This is a genomic window from Mesorhizobium sp. M0862 (genome assembly GCF_040319795.1).
GTDB lineage: Bacteria > Pseudomonadota > Alphaproteobacteria > Rhizobiales > Rhizobiaceae > Mesorhizobium.
Genome location: NZ_JAMYOJ010000012.1, coordinates 129,562 through 148,239 on the forward strand (window position 1 = coordinate 129,562; position 18,678 = coordinate 148,239).

Below are 18,678 nucleotides of genomic sequence, written 5' to 3' on the forward strand. Positions count from 1 at the left end.
GCAGCTAGTCCGGCTTGCTGCTCAACGCTTCGCGCAGCGCTTGGATCCGCCGATTCAAGGCATCGAGATCAGCCATCGTCATGCCCGAGCGTTCGATCAGGGTTTCGTTGAGGCAGTTGCACTGGACGAGCAGCGCGCGGCCGGCAGGCGTCAGGTCGACCTGCACTTGGCGCTCGTCCGTCTGGCTGCGCTGGCGGGTGACGAGACCGGCCTGTTCCATGCGCTTCACCAGCGGCGTGATGGTGCTCGATTCCAAAGCGAGCCTGTGCGCAATCGAGCCGACCGACATCCCGCGGGCTTCGGCAAGTGCGTTCAGCACGAGATATTGCGGATAAGTGATGCCCATCTCGTCCAGCATGGGCTTGTAGGTGCGATTGATTGCTATGCTGGTGGCGTAAAGCGTGAAGCAGAGCTGGTTGTCCAACGGGAGAGGCACGAGGCATTCCTTTAGCCGACTGAGCACATCAATATGTACCACGAAAAATGATATCGCGATACATATTTTCTGTAGACAAGGATTTGGACCTGCGCTAGTCGTATGGTTATCGCGATATTGATTATCGCGGAAGCAATCAATGGAGAGCGAGATGACCAAGCCCGGCAGCAGCACGATCACCACCAAGGATGGCACCGAAATTTTCTACAAGGATTGGGGAACGGGACAACCCATCGTCTTCCATCACGGCTGGCCGCTGAGCAGCGACGACTGGGACGCCCAGATGCTGTTCTTCCTGTCCAAGGGCTACCGCGTCATTGCCCATGACCGGCGCGGCCATGGCCGCTCGACCCAGACCGATACCGGCAACGAGATGGACACCTACGCCGCCGATGTCGCGGAGCTTGCAGCGCATCTCGACCTCAAGAACGCCATCCATGTCGGCCATTCCACCGGTGGCGGCGAAGTGGCCCGTTATGTCGCGAAGTACGGCTCCGGCGGCCGTGTCGCCAAGGCCGCATTGCTCGGCGCGGTGCCGCCGATCATGCTGAAGACGGCGTCCAATCCCGGCGGCCTGCCGATCGAGGTGTTCGACGGTTTCCGCTCCGCCCAGGCAGCCAACCGCGCCCAGTTTTTCCACGACGTCGCGGCCGGCCCGTTCTACGGCTTCAATCGCCCCGGCGCCCAGGTGTCGCAGGCTGTCGTCGAGAATTGGTGGCGCCAGGGCATGATGGGCGGCACCAAGGCGCATTATGATTGCATCAAGGCGTTCTCGGAAACCGACTTCACCGACGATCTGAAGGCCATCGAGGTGCCGGTGCTGGTGATGCATGGCGACGACGACCAGATCGTTCCGATCGCCGACTCCGCGCTGCTGGCTGTCAAGCTGCTCAAAAAGGGCGAGCTCAAGGTCTACAAGGGCTTCCCGCACGGCATGGCGACGACCCATGCCGATGTCATCAATGCCGACCTGCTGGCGTTCTTCAAGGCCTAGAATCGTCCAGGCGGATAGGCAAATGCAGCCGCCGTCAGGCGGGTGCATTTGCTTTCGTCGAAATGTCAGCGGGACAGTGCCTATTTATCGAGAAAACCAGTGATCAGTTTGACGGTGTCGTCGGGGTTTTCCTCCATGATCCAGTGTCCGGAAGCGGGCACGATGCCGCCCGTGACATCGGTCGCAACAAGCCGCAGGAGATCGGCCTGCGTAGTGCCGGCGGATTTTTCACCGCCGACAGCCAGTACCGGCATGGTCAGTTTGCCGCCGGCGGCAAGCATCGCCTGGTTGTCGATCGCGTCCTGGTCAAACGCCTTGAACTGCTCGAAGGCGTCATGCATCGCATGCGGGCGGGCATAGAGTTTGGCGTAGTGCCTGCGCGTCGCCTCGTCGATCTTCTTGGGGTCAGCCGACAACTCGTTGTAGAAGCGGTCGAGATAGATGCGCTCGCGCCCCGCGACCAGCCGCTCCATATCAGGGCCGCGGAAGTTGAAGTGCCAAAGCAGCGGGCTTTGCTTGATCTTTTCCCAGTCGCCTATGCCGGGCAGCGGCGCGTCGATGATAACCCATTTGGTGATGCGCTTGGGATACTGAGCGGCGAGCGCATAGCCGACCATGTTGCCGATGTCGTGGGTGACGAGATCTGCCTTGTCGATCTTCAGGGCATCCAACACGCCGGCGATGTCGACGGCCTGGTTCTTCTTGGCGTAGCCCGCTTCCGGGTGGGCCGACAGACCCATGCCGCGCAGGTCCGGCACGATGACGGTGTGGTCCTTTGCGAGGGCGATGGCCGCGGCGCCCCACATGTCTCCGGTATCGGCAAAGCCGTGCAGCAGCACGACGGCGGGTCCCTTGCCGCCAACGCGCACATAGAGTTTGGTGCCGTTGGTTTCGACGGACTGCGTCTTGAAACCCGGCGGAAAGGGAACGATGCGTGCCGTCGCCGGCAAGGTAACAAGAAGCACACCCAATACGGCCAATACGATCTTGCGCATGTCATCCCCCAGAGACGTCGAAGGCCCCAAGCCTTCGTTGATGACTATCTCTAGCAGGCTTTTCAACCAGCGCATGGTGAAAGAATCACAGAGGGCGCAGCAATGCCGCGCCCTGCGTCAAATCCGCAAAATCGACCGGTTTTATCTGGCCGCCGCTTGCGCCTTCCTGGCTTCCTTCATGTTGGGCAGGAACACCGTCAGCAGGCCGAGCAGCGGCAGATACGAGCAGATCTGGAAGACGAAATCGATGCCCTTCATGTCGGCGACGACGCCGAGCACGGCGGCTGCAATGCCGCCCATGCCGAAGGCGAAGCCGAAGAAGATCCCGGCGATGGTGCCGACACGTCCCGGCACCAACTCCTGCGCAAACACGACGATGTTGGAGAAGGCCGAGGACAGGATCAGGCCGATCAGCACCGTCAGCACCATCGTCCATTCGAAATTGGCGTAGGGCAGCGCCAGCGTGAACGGCAGCACGCCGACGATCGAGAACCAGATCATCGCCTTCTGGCCGTAGCGGTCGCCGAACGGTCCGCCGAGCAGGATGCCCAGCGCCGAGGCGCCGAGGAACAGGAACAGCATGACCTGGCTCATCTGCACCGACACGCCGAACTTATGGATGGAATAGAAGGTGTAGTAGCTGGAGAGCGAGGCGATGTAGGCATTCTTGGTCAGCACCAGCAACGTCAGGACGATGAGCGCACCCATCACTTTCTTGCGCGGGAAGGGGGAGACGAAGCTTGCCGCCTTGCGATTGCCCTGCGCGGCGCGCATCCGGCTGTACCAGCCGCCGACCCGCGACAAAACGATGATGCCGATCAGAGACCCGACAGCGAACCATGAAATGCTGGTCTGGCCGAAGGGCACAACGATGAAGGCAGCGAGCAGCGGCCCCATCGACTGGCCGAAATTGCCGCCGACCTGGAACAAAGATTGCGCCAGGCCAAAGCGGCCGCCGGAGGCAAAGCGGGCAATGCGCGAGGATTCCGGATGGAAGATCGCCGAGCCGATTCCGATCAGCGAGGCGCCGACCAGAAGCAGCGCATAGTCGCCGGCATAGGCCAGAACGATCAGGCCAATCAGCGAGGACGCCATGCCGTAGGGCAGCGAATAGGGCATTGGCCGCTTGTCGGTGATCATGCCGATGATAGGCTGCAGCAGCGACGCCGTGACCTGGAAGGTGAAGGTCAGAAGACCGATCTGCCAGAAATCGAGACCGTAATTCTCTTTCAGCAGCGGATAGATCGCCGGCAGCAGCGATTGCATGATGTCGTTGATGCCGTGGCAAAAGCTCACCGCCAGGATGACGGTGAAGGCGGTCGCCTGGGCTGAAGGGAGGCTGGCGCTTGGCTGCGGTGCAATGCTGGTGGCTGTCGTATCGGTCAAGGCAGGCTCCGAGGTCTTTTTGGCGGGTGTTTGCCCGCGGGCAGGCTTGGCGGCCGCTCCCGCGGACCGCCTTAAGGACGCTCGTCTGAAGCGCTTGGGCGACGCCCCTGCGGAGCGCCTTGGGGATGGCTGCCTTATAAGCCGCTTGCGAGGCGACTTCTTTCGTGGTTTGGTCCAATAGTTTCGCAAGTGGGCCATAGCCGATGCCACATGGCAGGGACATCTTCCGCGCCGGCAATGCCGATCTCGGCCGATTGCACGAAAGCCGCTGGCAGTGGCTGGAGGAGGTTTCCGGGCCGGCGGTGGCTTTGCCGACCGAATATCCCGACGGTTACCTCGTGCCGCAACACCGCCACAGCCGCAGCCAGCTGCTGCATGCGCTGGTCGGTGTCGTGCTGGTGACGACCAGGTACGGGCGCTGGATGGTGCCGCCCGACCACGCAATGTGGATACCGGCCGGCACCGAGCATTCTGTCGAAATGCTGGGCGATGTCTCGATGCGCTCGGTCTATGTCATGCCGGGCGCTATCCCCGGCCTGCCGGAAGGTTTGCGCGTCGTCGGCATCACCGAGCTGATGCACAGCCTGATCGTCGAATCGGAAAAGCTGCCGCAAGGCGGCGAACTGGAAGGCCGCGGCGGGCTGATCATGAACCTGTTGCTGCACGAGATCCCGACCTTGCCGGAACGGCCGCTCGGGCTGCCGTTCCCGTCCGACCCGAAGCTGGCGGCGCTCTGCCGACGCTTTGTCGCGGCACCTTCGCCGCACGCCACGATCGACGAGTGGGCGGATGCCGCAGGCATGAGCCGCCGTTCGTTCACCCGCGCCTTTCACCGCCAGACCGGACTGTCCTTGTCGACTTGGCGCCAGCAGGCCTGCCTGTTCGCGGCACTTCCCAGGCTCGCCGACGGCGAGCCGATCACCAGGGTGGCGCTCGACCTCGGTTATGACAGCGTGCCGGCATTCATAACCATGTTCAAGCGCATGCTCGGCGCCTCGCCGCGCGGCTATATGCGCGGCGCCCGCGACGAAGGCATGCGGCGGGCTCAGCCTCGGCTTGAGGCCCCGGCGCCGTAGCGCCAGGAAAAGCCCGCAGCACTTTGTCGTAGGCCCTAGTCCAGCTGAACGCCGCTGGCCTTGACGATCGGTTCCCATTTGGCGAGTTCGGCCTTCACATGCACTCCAAGCTCTTCCGGGGTGGAGGCCACGATCGAGGCGCTGAACTGGGCCATGCGGGCGATCACATCAGGGTCTTTCAGGGCTTCAACTGCCGCCTTCTGAAGAACGGCGACGACCTCCGGCGGCGTGCCTGCGGGCGCGAACAGAGCGTTCCAACTGTAGGTTTCATAGCCGGGAATGGTTTCGGCAATGGGCGGTATGTCGGGGAAGGAGGGAACGCGCTCCTTGGTGGTGACGCCAAGCGCTCTCAGCGTCCCGCTCTTGATATGGCCCGATGAAGAGGGGAGGTTGTCGAACATCATCGGCACCTGATTGCCGATAACGTCGTTCAAGGCCGGTCCGGCGCCCTTGTAGGGAATGTGCTGCATACTGACGCCGGCCATCGTCTTGAAAAGCTCGCCGGAGAGATGCAGCGGGGTGCCATTGCCTGATGAGGCGTAGGCATATTTGTCCGGGTCCTTCTTCAGCATCTCGATCAGTTCCTTGACGTCCTTGGCGGGGAATTCAGGGTTTACGACCAGGACGTTTGGCACCAGCACGAGCAACGATATCGGCGCAAAATCCTTCTCCGCATCGTAGGGCTTTGTCTTCAGGATCAGCGGGTTGAGCGCGTGGGTTGCGACCGTGCCCATCAGGATCGTGTAGCCGTCCGGTTCGGCTCGGGCGACCTGGGCAGCGCCGATGCTGCCCCCGGCGCCGCCGACATTTTCGACGACAATCTGCTGGCCCAGCTTTTCGGACATCTTGTTGGCGACCAGGCGCGCGACCAGATCCGTCGAGCCACCGGCGGAAAAGGGGACAACCATGGTGATGGTCCGGTCCGGAAAATCGGCGGCCCAAGCCGCCGGTGCTGAAAGGGTGGCTGCGATGGAAACCGCGAGCCCGAGCAAAGTCCTACGCCGCATCTGCTACTCCTCCGTTGATTGGAGGGGAAGTATGGCCATGGTGAACTCCTCGCACAATGCAACCATGGACTGACTGCCCGCCTCAGGAGATCGGGCTTGACACCGATGCTTCGGTTGGCGTGCGCGAGAACGCCTCACCCCTCAGTTCAATCAGCCTTGGTCCAGCTGAAAACAAGCCATTTGTATCGTGACGTCTCTTCAGGCTCGGCCGTGTAGGTCATCTGCATGTCGCCGCCCTCGGCGTAGATGTCGAGCCTGGGCGCCGTGTCCAGTTCGAGCCACAGGGAATCGTTCTTGAACGACCATGTCCCGCACCAGACGCAAGGCCCCGATGCCGGGTCACCCGGTTGGTGAAAATTGTAGCGGCCGTCCGCCGTGATCTCCAGATAGTCGAAGGCGCCATAAAAGGCGGTCACAGTCTGCTGAAATTCGGTCGCAGCCGCTTCCTGGTCGGGCTTCGCCGGCTCTTTCAGATCACGCGGTGGCCGGATTGCGGACCCTGCGATGCTCCATTTGCCGATGAAATCCTTTTCGGTGGGAAGATATTCCGTTTGCGCCTGCGCGGTCGAAACCGGAGCGATTGTCGGCGCATAGGCCGCGCTGGCGATGCCGATTGCGAGAAGCATTCCTGCGATGCCTGCAGCCTTGATTCGATTGCGCATCAGCTGGCTCCTTTCACGACGGTTTGGGAGATTCCAAAAACGAGATTACCCCCGAGCTAGGCCCGTGGGCACGCTTTTGGGCAACATGGATTAATCGAACAGGCTCGACACGGACTCTTCGGTCGCTGTGCGCGAAATCGCCTCGCCCATCAGGTCGGCGATGGAGATGACGCGGATATTCGGGGCGTCGAGCACGCCTTGCGTCGGCTGGATGGAATCGGTGATCACCAGTTCCTGCAGCTTCGAGCCGCTGATCCGGGCGACCGCACCGCCCGACAGCACGCCGTGGGTGATATAGGCGGTGACGCTGGTAGCGCCGTTGGCGAGCAGCGCATCGGCGGCGTTGCACAGCGTGCCGCCGGAATCGACGATGTCGTCGATCAGCAGGCAATCCTTGCCGGCGACCGCGCCGATGATGTTCATCACTTCGGATTCACCGGGACGTTCGCGGCGCTTGTCGACGATGGCCAGTTGTGCGTCGAAGCGTTTGGCGAGCGCGCGGGCGCGCACCACGCCGCCAATATCGGGCGAGACGACGACGACATTGGCAAGCTGTTTGTATTTTGCCTTCACGTCGCGGGCCATCACCGGCACCGAGAACAGATTGTCGGTCGGAATGTCGAAAAAACCCTGGATCTGGCCGGCATGGAGGTCGAGCGTCAAAACGCGGTCGACGCCAGCGCGGGTGATCATGTTGGCGACCAGCTTGGCCGAGATCGGTGTGCGGCCCGAGGCCCGGCGATCCTGCCTGGCGTAACCGAAATAGGGGATGACCGCGGTGATGCGCTTGGCCGAGGAGCGCATGAAGGCATCGATCATGATGAGCAGTTCCATCAGATGATCGTTGGTCGGGAACGAGGTCGACTGCAGGATGAAGACATCCTCGCCGCGCACGTTTTCCTGGATTTCGACGAAGATTTCCTGATCGGCGAAGCGTCTGACGCTGGCCTTGCCCAGCGGGACATTGAGATAGCGGGCGACCGCTTCGGCCAGCACCCGGTTGGAATTGCCCGCGAAAAGCTTCATGCACCGTTCCTGGCGAAGGATGGGGAGGTCCTCTTAATCGGGCTTGTAGCGAGCCGTGCCGGTATTGCAAGCCTCGTTGACGGGAATCCGCCGGCTAATCTCAAAAACGTCAACAGTGAACGGAAGCCGGTAACAGGCGGATCAGCCGGCGCTGCCGCCGAGCCAGGCCGCGAACTGGTCGATCGTCTGGTCGGCGATCGCCTGCATGGTAGCGGGTGCAACCGCGGGCCAGCCTTCGGCGGCATTGACCGAGGGCGCCTTCTGCTGGCCATTGATGCGGTGTAGCCGGTTGCCAGCGGGGTCATAGACGTCCCAGACATAGATAACGGTTGTATCCTTGCCTTCCGTCATGGTCGAGAAGTAGCCCTTCAGCACATGGGTGGCGGCCTGGTCGGCGCTGCCGGCAAGGGTGATGCCGCGCTGCTTGGCGCGTGTCTGCAGTTCGGCCGTCAGCGGCGTTGCCGCTTCCACGGAGGCGCCGACGATCGGCGCGATCTGCAGCCGGGTCTTCGACAAAGCGGCGGCGCTCTGCGCGGGGTTGGCGGGTGTCGTGGCGCCGACGGCCGGCGCTGGTGTGGCGGCGGGCGCGATGCCCGGGGCAGCCAAGGGCTGAGCCGGTTGGGCCGAGGCTGCCGGCGGCGTGATGGCGGACGGCTCAAGGACGTCCTTGGCATTGGTGCAAGCGGCCAGCACAAGCGCTGCGAGCAATGACACGGTCGTCACATGCGATCGTCTCATCTGCCCGAAAACTCCTTAGTCGCGAACGCCCCCGCGTGGACCAACCATTATGGATTCACTGTACGATCAAGTCGAGATCATGGCGCGAAAGCGGCTTCGGCTGGGATTCGGTGGTCAGGTAGGTGCGGCCAAGCGTCATCGCCGTCTCGGTTTCGGAGTCCATGATGATCATGTGCGCGAACAATGTCATGTTGGGCGCGATCGGCTCGGGATTGCCCTGGTAGAACATCGGCATATCCATCCAGGACGGGGTGAAGCGGGCGCCGACGGAATAGCCGCAGGCGTTCAACCGATGCTTGGTCAGGCTGTGCGCCTCCAGCGTGCGGGCATGCGCGTCGAAGACGTCGCCGAAGGTGTTGCCGGGCGTCATCGCCTTCTCGACCGCCAGAAGAGCCGCGCGGGCGGCGTCGAACAGCTCCTGATGGCGCTTCGACGCCTTGCCGGTCAGCACGGTGCGCATCATCGGCGCGTGATAGTGATGGAACACGCCGGCCCATTCGAGCGTCAGCTGATCGTTCTTGGTCAGCTTGCGGCGCCCGGCCTTGTAGCGGCAGAGCAGCGCGTCGATGCCCGAGCCGATGATGAATTCATTGGCCGGATAGTCGCCGCCGCCGGCAAACACCGCGCCCTGCATGGCGGCAAGGATCAGCGCTTCGTCGCCGCCCTGCTTGATCAGCGGCAGGGCCGCGTCGAGCGCGTCGTCGGAAAGGTTGGCGGCCTTTTCGGCCTTGGCGATTTCAGCCGGGCTCTTGAACAGGCGCAGACGGCCGACAGTACCGGAGGCGTCGGCGATCTGGCCGAAGGTCTGCAGCTGCTCGTCGACGCGGCGGCCATTGAAGGCGGTCAGGCCATGGGTGTCGTATTCGACGCCGATGCGGGCGCCGAGGAGATTGAGGTCGTTGAGCAGGTTGCGCAGGTCGACCGCCGGGTTGGCGCCGTCGCGGTCGGTCCACAGCACGATGTTGTCGATGATCGATGTGTGGCGCGCCTGGCGCAAATCGGCCGAGCGGGTGAGCAGCACCATCGAGCCGTCAGCCTTCACAACCAGGCACTGGAAGAAACAGAAGCCGAACGTGTCGTAGCCGGTTAGCCAGTACATGCTCTCCTGGGCGAAAAGCAGTACAGCATCGAGCTTCTTTTCCGTCATCTCGATCATCAACCGGTCACGCCGGGCGTCAAATTCCGACCGTTCGAAATGCAGCGCCATTATCCGTTCTCCAAAACAATTGCCGAAACCTGCCGACCGTAGTCCGGTTCCTTGCGATGCGTCGCGCGCCGGTAGGAAAAGAAGAGATCCTCCTCGGCATAGGTGCAGCGGCCAAGCCCCTCGGCGGTCACGCCAGCCTTCTTCAGCCGGTCGACCGTATAGAGGTTGAGATCGAACATTGCATGCGCCGGATTGGCCGAAGGCGCGAAATAGCCGATGTTTTCGGCATCGGCTTCGACGAAACGGGCGACGAATTCCGGCCCGACCTCGTAATTGTCGGGGCCGATCGAAGGACCGAGAACCGCAATGATGCGCTCACGGCGGGCGCCGAGGCTTTCCATCGCGGCAATGGTGTTTTCAAGCACACCGGTGAAAGCGCCCTTCCAGCCGGCGTGTGCAGCGCCAATGATGCGCGCTTGCGCATCGGCGAACAGCACCGGGCCGCAATCGGCCGTCGAGGCGCCGATGGCGATGCCCGGCCGGTCGGTGACGATGGCGTCGGCCTTGGGCCGCGGGCCGGGAAAGGGTTCCCTGGCAATAACGACATCGGGCGAGTGGACCTGATGCGCGGTCAGGAGATGGCTGGCCGGCACACCCATCCAGGCAGCGACGCGGCGGCGGTTCTCGGCGACCAGCATCTGATCGTCATCCGACCCGGTGCCGATGTTAAGTCCCTGATAGATGCCGCCGGAGACGCCGCCGATACGGGTGAAATAGCCATGGCGGATACCTCGCGGCTTGGCCGCTTCCAGCAGCGGCGAGCGAACAGGATCCGGTTTGGTCTGATTCAGCATGGATGGGTTTGTTGTCCGCGCCGGCGTTTTCGTCAAGGCGAAGTTCGGCCGAGTGATTGCGACAGTGCTGCTGCGTCGACTTTGCATTGGCCAAAAGCAGGCATGCGACCATAGGCGGCGTCGCGGGACGGCTTGTAACGATCTCTGAGGGTCAGACTGGCTGATGCGGCAGTATTTTCAGGATTTTGAACAGCGTGCCCATGCCGTCGGGTCCGGCCAGGCGCTCGACGGCATCGGCAATGGTTTGTCGTGCCTCTTGGCCTGCCTGGCTGCCCAACTGGCCAGCTCGCTCAAGCAATCCCATGCCAAGCAGAAAGTCGCCCTGCGTCGCCAATTCCACATCGAGGCCATGCGCCCGCACGACGGCGGCCAGTGCAGCGAAGTCGACATGGGCGGTGAGATCGGCTTCGCCGGGATTGGCCAGCACATCTTCGGGGGCGTGCCTGCGCACGGCCTGCAATGTGTCGCCGAAACCGGGCTGGAGATGGCCGTAATCGGGGAACAGCCCGGCGCCGCCGTGGTCGGCTATGCGTTCGGCAATGGTCGCCATCAGTGCCGCGCGGGCCGGTGCTATTTCGAAAATAGAGCCTTGTGGCGCCTCGGCGGCGTCTTCCGGCAGCAGCGTCGCCTCGACCGAGCCGGCGCCGGCGAAGAAGCTCAACTCGTCTGAGACATCGAGGCCGATCACCCGTTCGCGCCAGCCGGCGCCGGCGCGGATGAACTGGCGGATCGGCACAGCGTCGAACAATTCATTGCCGACAATCAGCAACGGCGCCTGCGGTAGTGTGGCGATGGTTTCGTGCCAGCCGAGCTCAACCGAAGTTTCGGCAAGCGTCTGCTTCTGGATTTCAGTCAGCCGCGGACTGGTCTCGACCAGGGCGAAGGAGGCTCCGGCGGCGATAGCCGGATCGAGCCGCGTCAGGGTGCGAAGCATGTCCTTCATCAGCGTGCCGCGGCCAGGCCCGATCTCCGCGATGGTGACCGGCAGGGGTCGGCCGATCGCCAGCCAGGCCTGATAGAGCCAGACGGCGACGAGTTCGCCGAACATCTGGCTGATCTCGGGTGCGGTGACGAAGTCGCCGGCGGCGCCGAACGGCTCGCGCGTGGTGTAGTAGCCGTCGCTGGGATCGAACAGGCAGAGCGCCATGTACTCGTTGACGGGGAGGGGGCCGAGCGCGCCGATCAGGTCGACGATGCGGGTCTTCAGCCGTGTCATGCCGGCTGTGGTTGCGGCGCCGGTTTGGCTGTGGCCATCGCCCAGATGCCGGCCAGCACCATCGGCAGCGACAGCACCATGCCCATGGTGAGCCAGCCGCCGAGGAGGTAGCCGAGCTGCTGGTCGGGCTCGCGGAAGAACTCGACGAAGATGCGTGACAGGCCGTAGCCGCAAATGAAGGCGCCGCCGACAAAGCGCGGCGTCTTCAGCTTCAGCCGCGAATGGGTGAGGAAGCGCAGGACCAGGAACAGCACCGCGCCCTCGAGCAGCGCTTCGTAGAGCTGGCTCGGATGGCGAGGCTCCAGGCCCGCGACACAACCCGCCACGGTCTGCTGGAGACGCTCGTTGCAGAAGACGACGCCCCACGACACGTCGGTCACGCGACCCCAGAGTTCGGCATTGACGAAGTTCGCGATGCGGACGAGGCCGAGCCCGACCGGCACGCCGGCTGCCACCACGTCGAACAGCGTCCAGGTGCGGATGCCGCGCTTGAGGGAAAACAGCGTCATGGCGAGGATGACGCCAAGCAGGCCGCCATGGAACGACATGCCGCCCTGCCAGACGGCGAAGATGTCGAGCGGGTGGTCGATATAGCGCTTTAAATCGTAGAAAAGCACATAGCCGGTGCGTCCGCCGAGCACGACGCCGACGGCGGCCCAGACGATGAAATCGTCGAGGTCGATCGGCTTCATCGGCAAGACGCCATCAGGCCACAGCCTTGTGTTGGTGACGAGCCGCTTGGCGTACCACCAGGCGAACAGGATGCCGACGATATAGCCGATGCCGTACCAGTGCACAGCCAGCGGGCCGATCTGAACCAGGATCGGGTCGATGTTGGGGAAGGACAGCGACGCCATCGGCAGCGGGAAATAGTCGTTCAACAGGATCTCCTGGGAGGGCTCGCGTTAGGGCGCGGACCATGCGGCAGGGTTTTGGCGGGGTCAAGGCAAGGTGACGACAGCCTGATCGTCAGAGATAATGGGCTCAACCCTGCGGCTTGCCGGCGACCAATTGCCTGAGCGCATCGTTGATCCTGTCTTGCCAGCCGGGGCCATCTTCCTGGAAATGGTCGAGCACGGCGCGATCGATCCTGATCGAGACAAGCTCGCGAACGTTTGGTGCGGCGGAGGGTTCGCGAATGGGAGGCGCGGGTTTCTTGACCGGCTTGAAGGCCGCTTCAGCGGCTTCCATCGGATTGGTCGGTCGGCGCGGGGGCGTTGCCATTGGTTGATCCTGAATGAGAGTGACTCTTGCCTGGAGCAAGTCGTGAGGAAAACTAGGCCGCTGGTCTGTGAAGACCAGTAACTTCACTTGGTTCTCTCTGCCATTGCCCTGTATTTGGCTTCAAGCCTGTCCAGCACCTCGTCGCCAGGCTAGACCCGGCCCGCACTGGCATCCGAAATGCCCTTTGCGAGTGCTGCATCGAGTGCTGCAAAGCGCTTCTCCAAGTCCGCACTGTCCGTCACGGCAACCGTCGTTCCAAGAATCCATTTGCGATAATAGCAATCTGTCGGCCGGACCGTGAGCCAAATCGCGTCCGACATGAAGCCGCACCAGCTTCAACGTTCTTGCATTCCGCAGGCAGTGCCACTACGTCAATTCCAGCAAGCGAGGATTTGCCATGTCGACCGGACCGAACCGCATTCTCGACGAATTCGCCAAGCTGATGACCGATGCCGCGGGTGCCGCACAAGGCGTGCGCCGCGAGGTGGAGACTGCCTTCAAGGGGCAGGCCGAGCGCATCCTCAACACCATGGATGTGGTGCAGCGCGAGGAGTTCGAGGCTGCCCGCGACATGGCTGCCAAGGCCCGCGAAGAAAACACCAGGCTGGCCGCCCGCATCGACGCGCTCGAGGCCAGGCTTGCCGAATTGACCGGACAGGCCGCACCTGCGGCTGCGGCAAAGCCCAAAGCAAAAAAATAAAATTTGAACTTTTCCACAAAGCACAATCCGAAAAAGTGCTTTGCCGTGAATCGTTTACCGGCAATGCATGAATCTTTGTGACAGCGCCTTTCCACATGCTGATGACGCAGTGCGAAAAATTAGGCTGTTCACGCGACTCCCGATCAATAGACTGAATTTGTTGCATGATTCGGAGCAGGGTCATGCGGCCGGGCGGTGGGGTCCGGTCCGGGGTCTTTGTGTCGTGAAGTCCTGGCCGTCCGAGTTCAAGACAAATTGTTCGTCGTGTGTGCCCCGCGGAGCGTGTGGCGCTCCCCTGAACACAGGAAGCATTCCATGGAACTTCTCGAACTCGAATTCTCCCGCGAAATCCATCCGGTGGATGTCATCGAGCAGGTCGCCCATAACAATGACTGGTCCTTCGAACGGGCCGGCGATGACGAAATCTCGATCTCGGTTGCCGGCAGCTGGACCGATTATCACGTCTCCTTCTCGTGGATGGAGGACTTCGAGGCGCTGCATCTGGCCTGTGCTTTCGACATCAAGGTGCCGGAAGCCCGCGCGCTGGAAGTGATGCGGCTTTTGTCGCTGATCAACGAGCAGATGCTGTTTGGCCATTTCGATCTCTGGGAGCAGGAGGGCGCGATCATGTTTCGCCAGTCGCTGCTGCTCGCCGGCGGGGTCGAACCGTCGAGCCAGCAGGTCGAGGTGCTTTTGTCGTCGGCGCTTGAAGCCTGCGAATGCTATTTCCAGGCCTTCCAGTTCGTTGTCTGGTCGGGAACCTCGGCCAAGGATGCGCTGGCCGGCGTCCTGTTCGAGACCTATGGTAACGCTTGAGCTTCCATGAGTTCGAGCAGCGCGCGCAAGCCCGAGATCAGCTTTGCCGATTTTGATCGTGTCGACATCCGTGCCGGCACGATCGTCGAGGCCGAGCCTTTCCCCGAGGCGCGCAAACCCGCGTTCAAGCTGAAGATCGATTTCGGCCCTGAGATCGGCGTGAAGAAATCCTCGGCACAGATCACGAAATACTATGCGCCGGAAACGCTGGTGGGACGGCAGGTGTTTGCGGTGGTGAATTTCCCGCCGCGCCAGATCGGTCCGTTCATGTCGGAAGTGCTCACGCTCGGCTTCCCTGATGAAGAAGGCGCCGTGGTGCTTGGCGCCATCGAGCGCAAGGTGCCGGACGGCGGGCGACTATTTTAGGAAGATTGCGTCAGGCGGCCAGCTTGCGCGTGGTGCCGAGCGCCTCTTCGACCGTGTCCATGAACATCTCGGCGCAGGCTTTCCAGCTGTAGCGCATGGCGCGTTCGCGCGCCTCGGCGCGGTCGACATTGAGCGCGGCGAGCGAGGCCTTGCGCAGATCGGTCGACACCGCGCCGCCGATGCCGTCGCCGACAATGTCGATCGGTCCGGTGACCGGATAGGCGGCCACCGGCGTCCCGCTGGCCAGCGCCTCGATGATGACGTTGCCGAACGTGTCGGTGCGGCTGGGGAAAACGAAAACATCAGCCGAGGCGTAGATCTCGGCCAGCTCATCGTTCGGGCGATGGCCGAGAAAATGCGCCTGCGGGTATTTCGCCCTGAGCCTGGCCAGTTCCGGTCCTTCGCCAACGATCACCTTGCTGCCGGGCAGGTCGAGATCGAGGAAGGCGCTCAGGTTCTTCTCGATGGCGACGCGGCCGACGCACAGGAATACCGGGCCGGGAAAGCCGAGGTCCTTCTTCTTGTCCGGGCGGAAGTGATCGGTGTCGACGCCCCGCGTCCACGGCCTGAGCTTGGTGAAGCCTCGCGACGCAAGGTCCTCCGCCAGCGACTGGGTGGCGACCAGCGTGCCTTGTCCGGAATTGTGGAAATCACGCAGCCAGCGATAGGCCCAGCTCTCCGGCACTGGCAGGCGGGCGCTCAGATATTCGGGAAAGCGGGTGTGATAGCTGGTGGTAAAGGGACGGCCGGCATTGCGGCAATAGCGCCGCGCCATGATGCCGAGCGGGCCTTCGGTGACGATATGGATATGGTCGGCCTTGCGAGCCTCGATCAGCCGCGCGACATGACCGGGCGTGGTCAGCGCCAGCCTGATGTCGGGGTAGGTCGGCAACGGCAAGGTGCGAAAGATGTTCGGGGTCAGGAAGTCGACCGCAACGTCGAAGGTTTTCAGCGTTTCGGTGAGCCGCTCCAGCGTGTGGACGACGCCGTTGACTTGCGGCCGCCAGGCGTCGGTGGCCATCAGGATGCGCATGGCGGTCCTTTGCTCGGATCAACGGTTGCCTTGATGCGATAGCGGTACGGCCCGGCTGCCCTCGCTTCGCTCCACCGCACCCGGGCAGGCACGAGGTCGAAGTAAGGCGGCTGAGCCGAATCAACTGAGGTCGCGCGCTTCATGCGCGCTCTTGACCATGGTTTCATGACGGGCGGATGAAGGTGGTTTTTGGCCGAGCCCCGCCTTCCAGATCATGCTTTGGTCAGGCGGGCACCTTGATTACCGCCCTTAGGCCGCCGAGCGGGCTGTCTTCCAGCATGATGTCGCCGCCATGGCTGCGGGCAATATCGCGGGCGATAGAGAGACCAAGGCCGGTGCCGCTGGCGTCTAGGTTGCGCGCCTCGTCGAGCCGCACGAACGGTTTGAACACGTCTTCGCGCTTTTCCGGCGGGATGCCCGGACCGTCATCGTCGATGGTGACGACGAGTGAGCCGCGGCCGTGATCGGCGCTGATCTCCACCGTCTTGGCATAGCGCAAGGCATTGCCGGCGACATTGGACAACAGCCGGGCGAAAGCGTGCGGGCGCACATGCACGTCCGGATCACCGGCAAGCACGGTCGATAGCTTGCGCTTGTGCAGCGACGCCTCCTCGCCGAGCTTTTGGAAATAAGCCTCGAGATCGAAATGGCCGGCATCTTCCGACGCTTCGCCGCGGGCAAAGGCGATATAGCCTTCCAGCATCGACTGCATGTCGTCGATGTCCTGGTTGAGCGCGGCCTTGGTCTCGGGCTTGCCGCCGGCCAGCGCCAGCTGCAGCTTGAAGCGGGTGAGGATGGTTCTGAGATCGTGGCTGACGCCGGTCAGCATGGCGGTGCGCTGTTCCAGCTGGCGTTCGATGCGCTCGCGCATCTGGATGAAGGCAAAGCCGGCCCGGCGGACCTCCTCGGCGCCGCGTGGGCGGAAATCGCGCGGCATCGGCCGGCCCTTGCCGAAGCTTTCGGCGGCCTCGGCCAGAGACAGGATCGGCCGGATCTGGTTGCGAAGGAAGGGGATGGCGATCGTCAGCAGCACCAGCGACGTCCCGACCATCCAGATCAGGAAGATGTGGGTGTTGGAGGCATAGGCCTGGCTGCGGCGCACGAAGACGCGCAGCACCTTGCCCTCGAGCTGGATGCGGACCTCGACGATGTTGGAATTGCCGACCGTGTCGATCCAGAACGGGCGGTTGATCTGGCGGGTGATCTCGGTGGAAAGGACGTCGTCAAGGATCGAGAAGAAGGGCTTGGGTCCAGGCGCCGGCAACGGGTCGGGCGGCAAGAGGTCGACCTTCAACTGCATGCGGTCCTGGGCGATGCGGATGATGTTGGCGTAGTCGCCATCATGCGGATAGGTCTCGATCATGTCGATGATCGCGGCGATGTCGCGCACGGTGGCCTGCGACAGGCGCTGCGTCACGGTTGCCCAGTGGCGTTCCATGAAGTCGAAGGCGACGACCGACTGCAGAAGGATCATCGGCGCGATGACGATGATCAGCGAGCGGGCATAAAGCCGCTTGGGCATATAGAACGCAACCAGCCGCCAGAACCGCTTCCAGGCACGCGGCATTGCTTTCAGCGCGCGTGATACGCGCGCGCCAAAGCCGCCTTGTTCCGGCCGTTCCAGTTGCGTGGTCGCCATTTATCCTTCCGCTGGGTCAATGGCCGCTGGTCGATGGCCACATATCTATGGCCAAAGGGCGGCCGTCAGCGGCATTCTATTCCACGCTGAGCCGATACCCAATACCGCGCACCGTCTGCAGCCAGACCGGATTGGACGGATCGCGCTCGATCTTGCGGCGCAGCCGGTTGATCTGAACGTCGATGGTGCGCTCGCCGACTTCCGAATCGTCACCGACAAGCTCATGGCGCGGGATGGTTTCGCCGGCCCGCGCGGCAAAGATCGCCAGGATCTCCTGCTCGCGGTCGGTCAGCTTCAGAGCCTCGCCGCCCCGCTTCAGCTCGCGCCTGGCGATCTGGAAGGTGTAGGGGCCGAAGACCAGCTGCTCGACCTTGGGCGTCGTCGCCGGGCCGCCGCGGCGCAGGATGTTGTTGATGCGCAGGATCAGTTCGCGCGGGTCGAAGGGCTTGGGCAGATAGTCGTCGGCGCCGGCCTCGAGCCCGGTGATGCGGCTGTCGGTTTCCGATAGCGCGGTGAGCATCAGGATCGGCACGTTCTTCTCCGCCCGCAGCGCCTTGGTGAGGTCGACGCCGGTCTCTCCGGGCATCATGACGTCGAGGACAAGGAGGTCGAAGTCGAGCCCGGCGAGCTTGCGCCTGGCCTCGCCGGCATTTCCGGCGACAGTGACGCGAAAGCCATTTTCGGTCAGATACTGCTTGAGCAAATTGCGGATGCGGGTGTCGTCGTCGACCACAAGCAGATGCGGCGCGTCATCGTCCGGCGCCGTCGGCTGGTCCACCCTCTCAATGGTCTCCATGACTTTTCCCTGACATGTTTGCAGGCACAATGTCGATCTGCGCCCTTAGTTCCGGATTGACCATGGCTTCCAGGAATCGTTCGATCAAGGGACGCTCGCTGGCTCCGGAATCTTCCAATGCAGCACGGATGCGGCGTGACTGTGGCCGCGCCAGGGCCAGCGCCAAGGCGCGGCCCTTGGCTGTCGGATAGAGCTCCCGCTGGCGGCGGTCGCGCGGACCCTGCAATTGGACGACATGGTCGGTGTCGATCAGCTGCTTGAGCACCCGCGCCAGGCTCTGCTTGGTGATCTTGAGCACGTCGAGCAGTTCGGCGACCGTCAGTCCCGGCCGGCGGTTGACGAAATGCAGCACACGGTGATGGGCGCGGCCAAAGCCGTAATCGGCCAGGATTTGGTCCGGATCGGAAGTGAAATCGCGATACGCAAAGAAGAACAGTTCGATGATGGCGAAGTCGATGCCGTCCTCGTCGGTGATCGGTGTCTTGATCGGTTTTCCGGCAGCTGGGCTTCGATCCGTCATCATTTCTCCGTCCATAGAGGGAAATTATGTCAGTACTATTGACGTAA

At 62.8% G+C, this 18,678-nt stretch carries 22 protein-coding genes; 5 read left to right on the plus strand and 17 right to left on the minus strand.

Features of this window, described 5'->3' with window-relative positions; genetic code table 11:
* Positions 1 to 4: 4 nt before the first annotated feature.
* A complete protein-coding gene (locus tag NKI15_RS19320) occupies positions 5 to 436 on the minus strand; it encodes a MarR family winged helix-turn-helix transcriptional regulator (protein ID WP_023705903.1) in 432 nt (143 codons plus the stop codon).
* A gap of 151 nt (positions 437 to 587) precedes the next feature.
* On the opposite strand from NKI15_RS19320, the gene NKI15_RS19325 reads away from it, so the two are divergent.
* A complete protein-coding gene (locus NKI15_RS19325; protein ID WP_155929564.1) occupies positions 588 to 1,430 on the plus strand; it encodes an alpha/beta fold hydrolase in 843 nt (280 codons plus the stop codon).
* An 80-nt stretch (positions 1,431 to 1,510) separates the two neighbouring features.
* Here NKI15_RS19325 and NKI15_RS19330 read toward each other — a convergent pair whose 3' ends face one another.
* Positions 1,511 to 2,425: an alpha/beta fold hydrolase gene (locus NKI15_RS19330; protein WP_023817450.1), complete on the minus strand. Its 915-nt coding sequence runs from the start codon at positions 2,423 to 2,425 to the stop codon at positions 1,511 to 1,513.
* A 141-nt stretch (positions 2,426 to 2,566) separates the two neighbouring features.
* A complete protein-coding gene (locus NKI15_RS19335) occupies positions 2,567 to 3,811 on the minus strand; it encodes an MFS transporter (protein WP_352513946.1) in 1,245 nt (414 codons plus the stop codon).
* Between the two features lie 203 nt (positions 3,812 to 4,014).
* On the opposite strand from NKI15_RS19335, the gene NKI15_RS19340 reads away from it, so the two are divergent.
* Entirely contained in the window at positions 4,015 to 4,887 is an 873-nt protein-coding gene (locus NKI15_RS19340) for an AraC family transcriptional regulator (protein ID WP_352513945.1), read from the plus strand.
* 35 nt (positions 4,888 to 4,922) lie between these two features.
* Here NKI15_RS19340 and NKI15_RS19345 read toward each other — a convergent pair whose 3' ends face one another.
* From NKI15_RS19345 to NKI15_RS19390, 10 genes are all read right to left on the minus strand, one after another.
* Positions 4,923 to 5,894 (minus strand): Bug family tripartite tricarboxylate transporter substrate binding protein, encoded by a 972-nt coding sequence (locus tag NKI15_RS19345; protein ID WP_352513944.1) that lies wholly within the window; start codon positions 5,892 to 5,894, stop codon positions 4,923 to 4,925.
* Positions 5,895 to 6,040: 146 nt separating this feature from the next.
* Positions 6,041 to 6,556, minus strand: a complete 516-nt coding sequence (locus NKI15_RS19350; protein WP_352459853.1) for a hypothetical protein — start codon at positions 6,554 to 6,556, stop codon at positions 6,041 to 6,043.
* A gap of 90 nt (positions 6,557 to 6,646) precedes the next feature.
* The gene (locus tag NKI15_RS19355; RefSeq protein ID WP_023686119.1) at positions 6,647 to 7,582 is read right to left on the minus strand and encodes a ribose-phosphate pyrophosphokinase; all 936 of its coding nucleotides are present in this window, start codon (positions 7,580 to 7,582) and stop codon (positions 6,647 to 6,649) included.
* Positions 7,583 to 7,723: 141 nt separating this feature from the next.
* Positions 7,724 to 8,320, minus strand: a complete 597-nt coding sequence (locus tag NKI15_RS19360; protein WP_023686118.1) for a hypothetical protein — start codon at positions 8,318 to 8,320, stop codon at positions 7,724 to 7,726.
* A gap of 55 nt (positions 8,321 to 8,375) precedes the next feature.
* Positions 8,376 to 9,527: a M24 family metallopeptidase gene (locus NKI15_RS19365; protein ID WP_352886616.1), complete on the minus strand. Its 1,152-nt coding sequence runs from the start codon at positions 9,525 to 9,527 to the stop codon at positions 8,376 to 8,378.
* The gene (gene pgeF, locus NKI15_RS19370; protein WP_023705898.1) at positions 9,527 to 10,321 is read right to left on the minus strand and encodes a peptidoglycan editing factor PgeF; all 795 of its coding nucleotides are present in this window, start codon (positions 10,319 to 10,321) and stop codon (positions 9,527 to 9,529) included. Before pgeF ends, NKI15_RS19365 begins: the two co-directional genes overlap by 1 nt.
* Positions 10,322 to 10,472: 151 nt before the next feature.
* The gene (locus tag NKI15_RS19375; RefSeq protein WP_352886618.1) at positions 10,473 to 11,537 is read right to left on the minus strand and encodes a class I SAM-dependent methyltransferase; all 1,065 of its coding nucleotides are present in this window, start codon (positions 11,535 to 11,537) and stop codon (positions 10,473 to 10,475) included.
* A complete protein-coding gene (lgt, locus tag NKI15_RS19380) occupies positions 11,534 to 12,418 on the minus strand; it encodes a prolipoprotein diacylglyceryl transferase (protein ID WP_023672032.1) in 885 nt (294 codons plus the stop codon). Before lgt ends, NKI15_RS19375 begins: the two co-directional genes overlap by 4 nt.
* 103 nt (positions 12,419 to 12,521) lie before the next feature.
* Positions 12,522 to 12,761: a BrnA antitoxin family protein gene (locus NKI15_RS19385; protein WP_023683720.1), complete on the minus strand. Its 240-nt coding sequence runs from the start codon at positions 12,759 to 12,761 to the stop codon at positions 12,522 to 12,524.
* Positions 12,762 to 12,910: 149 nt separating this feature from the next.
* Complete coding sequence (locus NKI15_RS19390) at positions 12,911 to 13,081, minus strand: hypothetical protein (RefSeq protein ID WP_023683721.1); 171 nt, start codon at positions 13,079 to 13,081, stop codon at positions 12,911 to 12,913.
* A 77-nt stretch (positions 13,082 to 13,158) separates the two neighbouring features.
* Here NKI15_RS19390 and NKI15_RS19395 point away from each other — a divergent pair, with 77 nt between their 5' ends.
* The 3 genes from NKI15_RS19395 to NKI15_RS19405 all read left to right on the plus strand — a co-directional run bounded on the left by NKI15_RS19395 (position 13,159) and on the right by NKI15_RS19405 (position 14,643).
* Entirely contained in the window at positions 13,159 to 13,461 is a 303-nt protein-coding gene (locus NKI15_RS19395; RefSeq protein ID WP_023711152.1) for an accessory factor UbiK family protein, read from the plus strand.
* A 315-nt stretch (positions 13,462 to 13,776) separates the two neighbouring features.
* Positions 13,777 to 14,277 carry a type III secretion system chaperone family protein gene (locus NKI15_RS19400; protein WP_006202532.1) on the plus strand — a complete coding sequence of 167 codons (501 nt, stop codon included), beginning with the start codon at positions 13,777 to 13,779 and terminating at the stop codon, positions 14,275 to 14,277.
* A 6-nt stretch (positions 14,278 to 14,283) separates the two neighbouring features.
* The gene (locus NKI15_RS19405) at positions 14,284 to 14,643 is read left to right on the plus strand and encodes a tRNA-binding protein (RefSeq protein ID WP_023672028.1); all 360 of its coding nucleotides are present in this window, start codon (positions 14,284 to 14,286) and stop codon (positions 14,641 to 14,643) included.
* Between the two features lie 10 nt (positions 14,644 to 14,653).
* Here the strand turns inward: NKI15_RS19405 and NKI15_RS19410 are convergent, their stop codons facing one another.
* The 4 genes from NKI15_RS19410 to NKI15_RS19425 all read right to left on the minus strand — a co-directional run bounded on the left by NKI15_RS19410 (position 14,654) and on the right by NKI15_RS19425 (position 18,631).
* Complete coding sequence (locus NKI15_RS19410) at positions 14,654 to 15,676, minus strand: glycosyltransferase family 4 protein (protein WP_352443342.1); 1,023 nt, start codon at positions 15,674 to 15,676, stop codon at positions 14,654 to 14,656.
* Positions 15,677 to 15,899: 223 nt separating this feature from the next.
* Positions 15,900 to 17,315: an ATP-binding protein gene (locus tag NKI15_RS19415; RefSeq protein ID WP_023672026.1), complete on the minus strand. Its 1,416-nt coding sequence runs from the start codon at positions 17,313 to 17,315 to the stop codon at positions 15,900 to 15,902.
* Positions 17,316 to 17,391: 76 nt separating this feature from the next.
* A complete protein-coding gene (locus tag NKI15_RS19420) occupies positions 17,392 to 18,111 on the minus strand; it encodes a response regulator (protein WP_023672025.1) in 720 nt (239 codons plus the stop codon).
* Complete coding sequence (locus tag NKI15_RS19425; RefSeq protein ID WP_023734975.1) at positions 18,098 to 18,631, minus strand: MarR family winged helix-turn-helix transcriptional regulator; 534 nt, start codon at positions 18,629 to 18,631, stop codon at positions 18,098 to 18,100. Before NKI15_RS19425 ends, NKI15_RS19420 begins: the two co-directional genes overlap by 14 nt.
* Positions 18,632 to 18,678 lie beyond the last annotated feature (47 nt).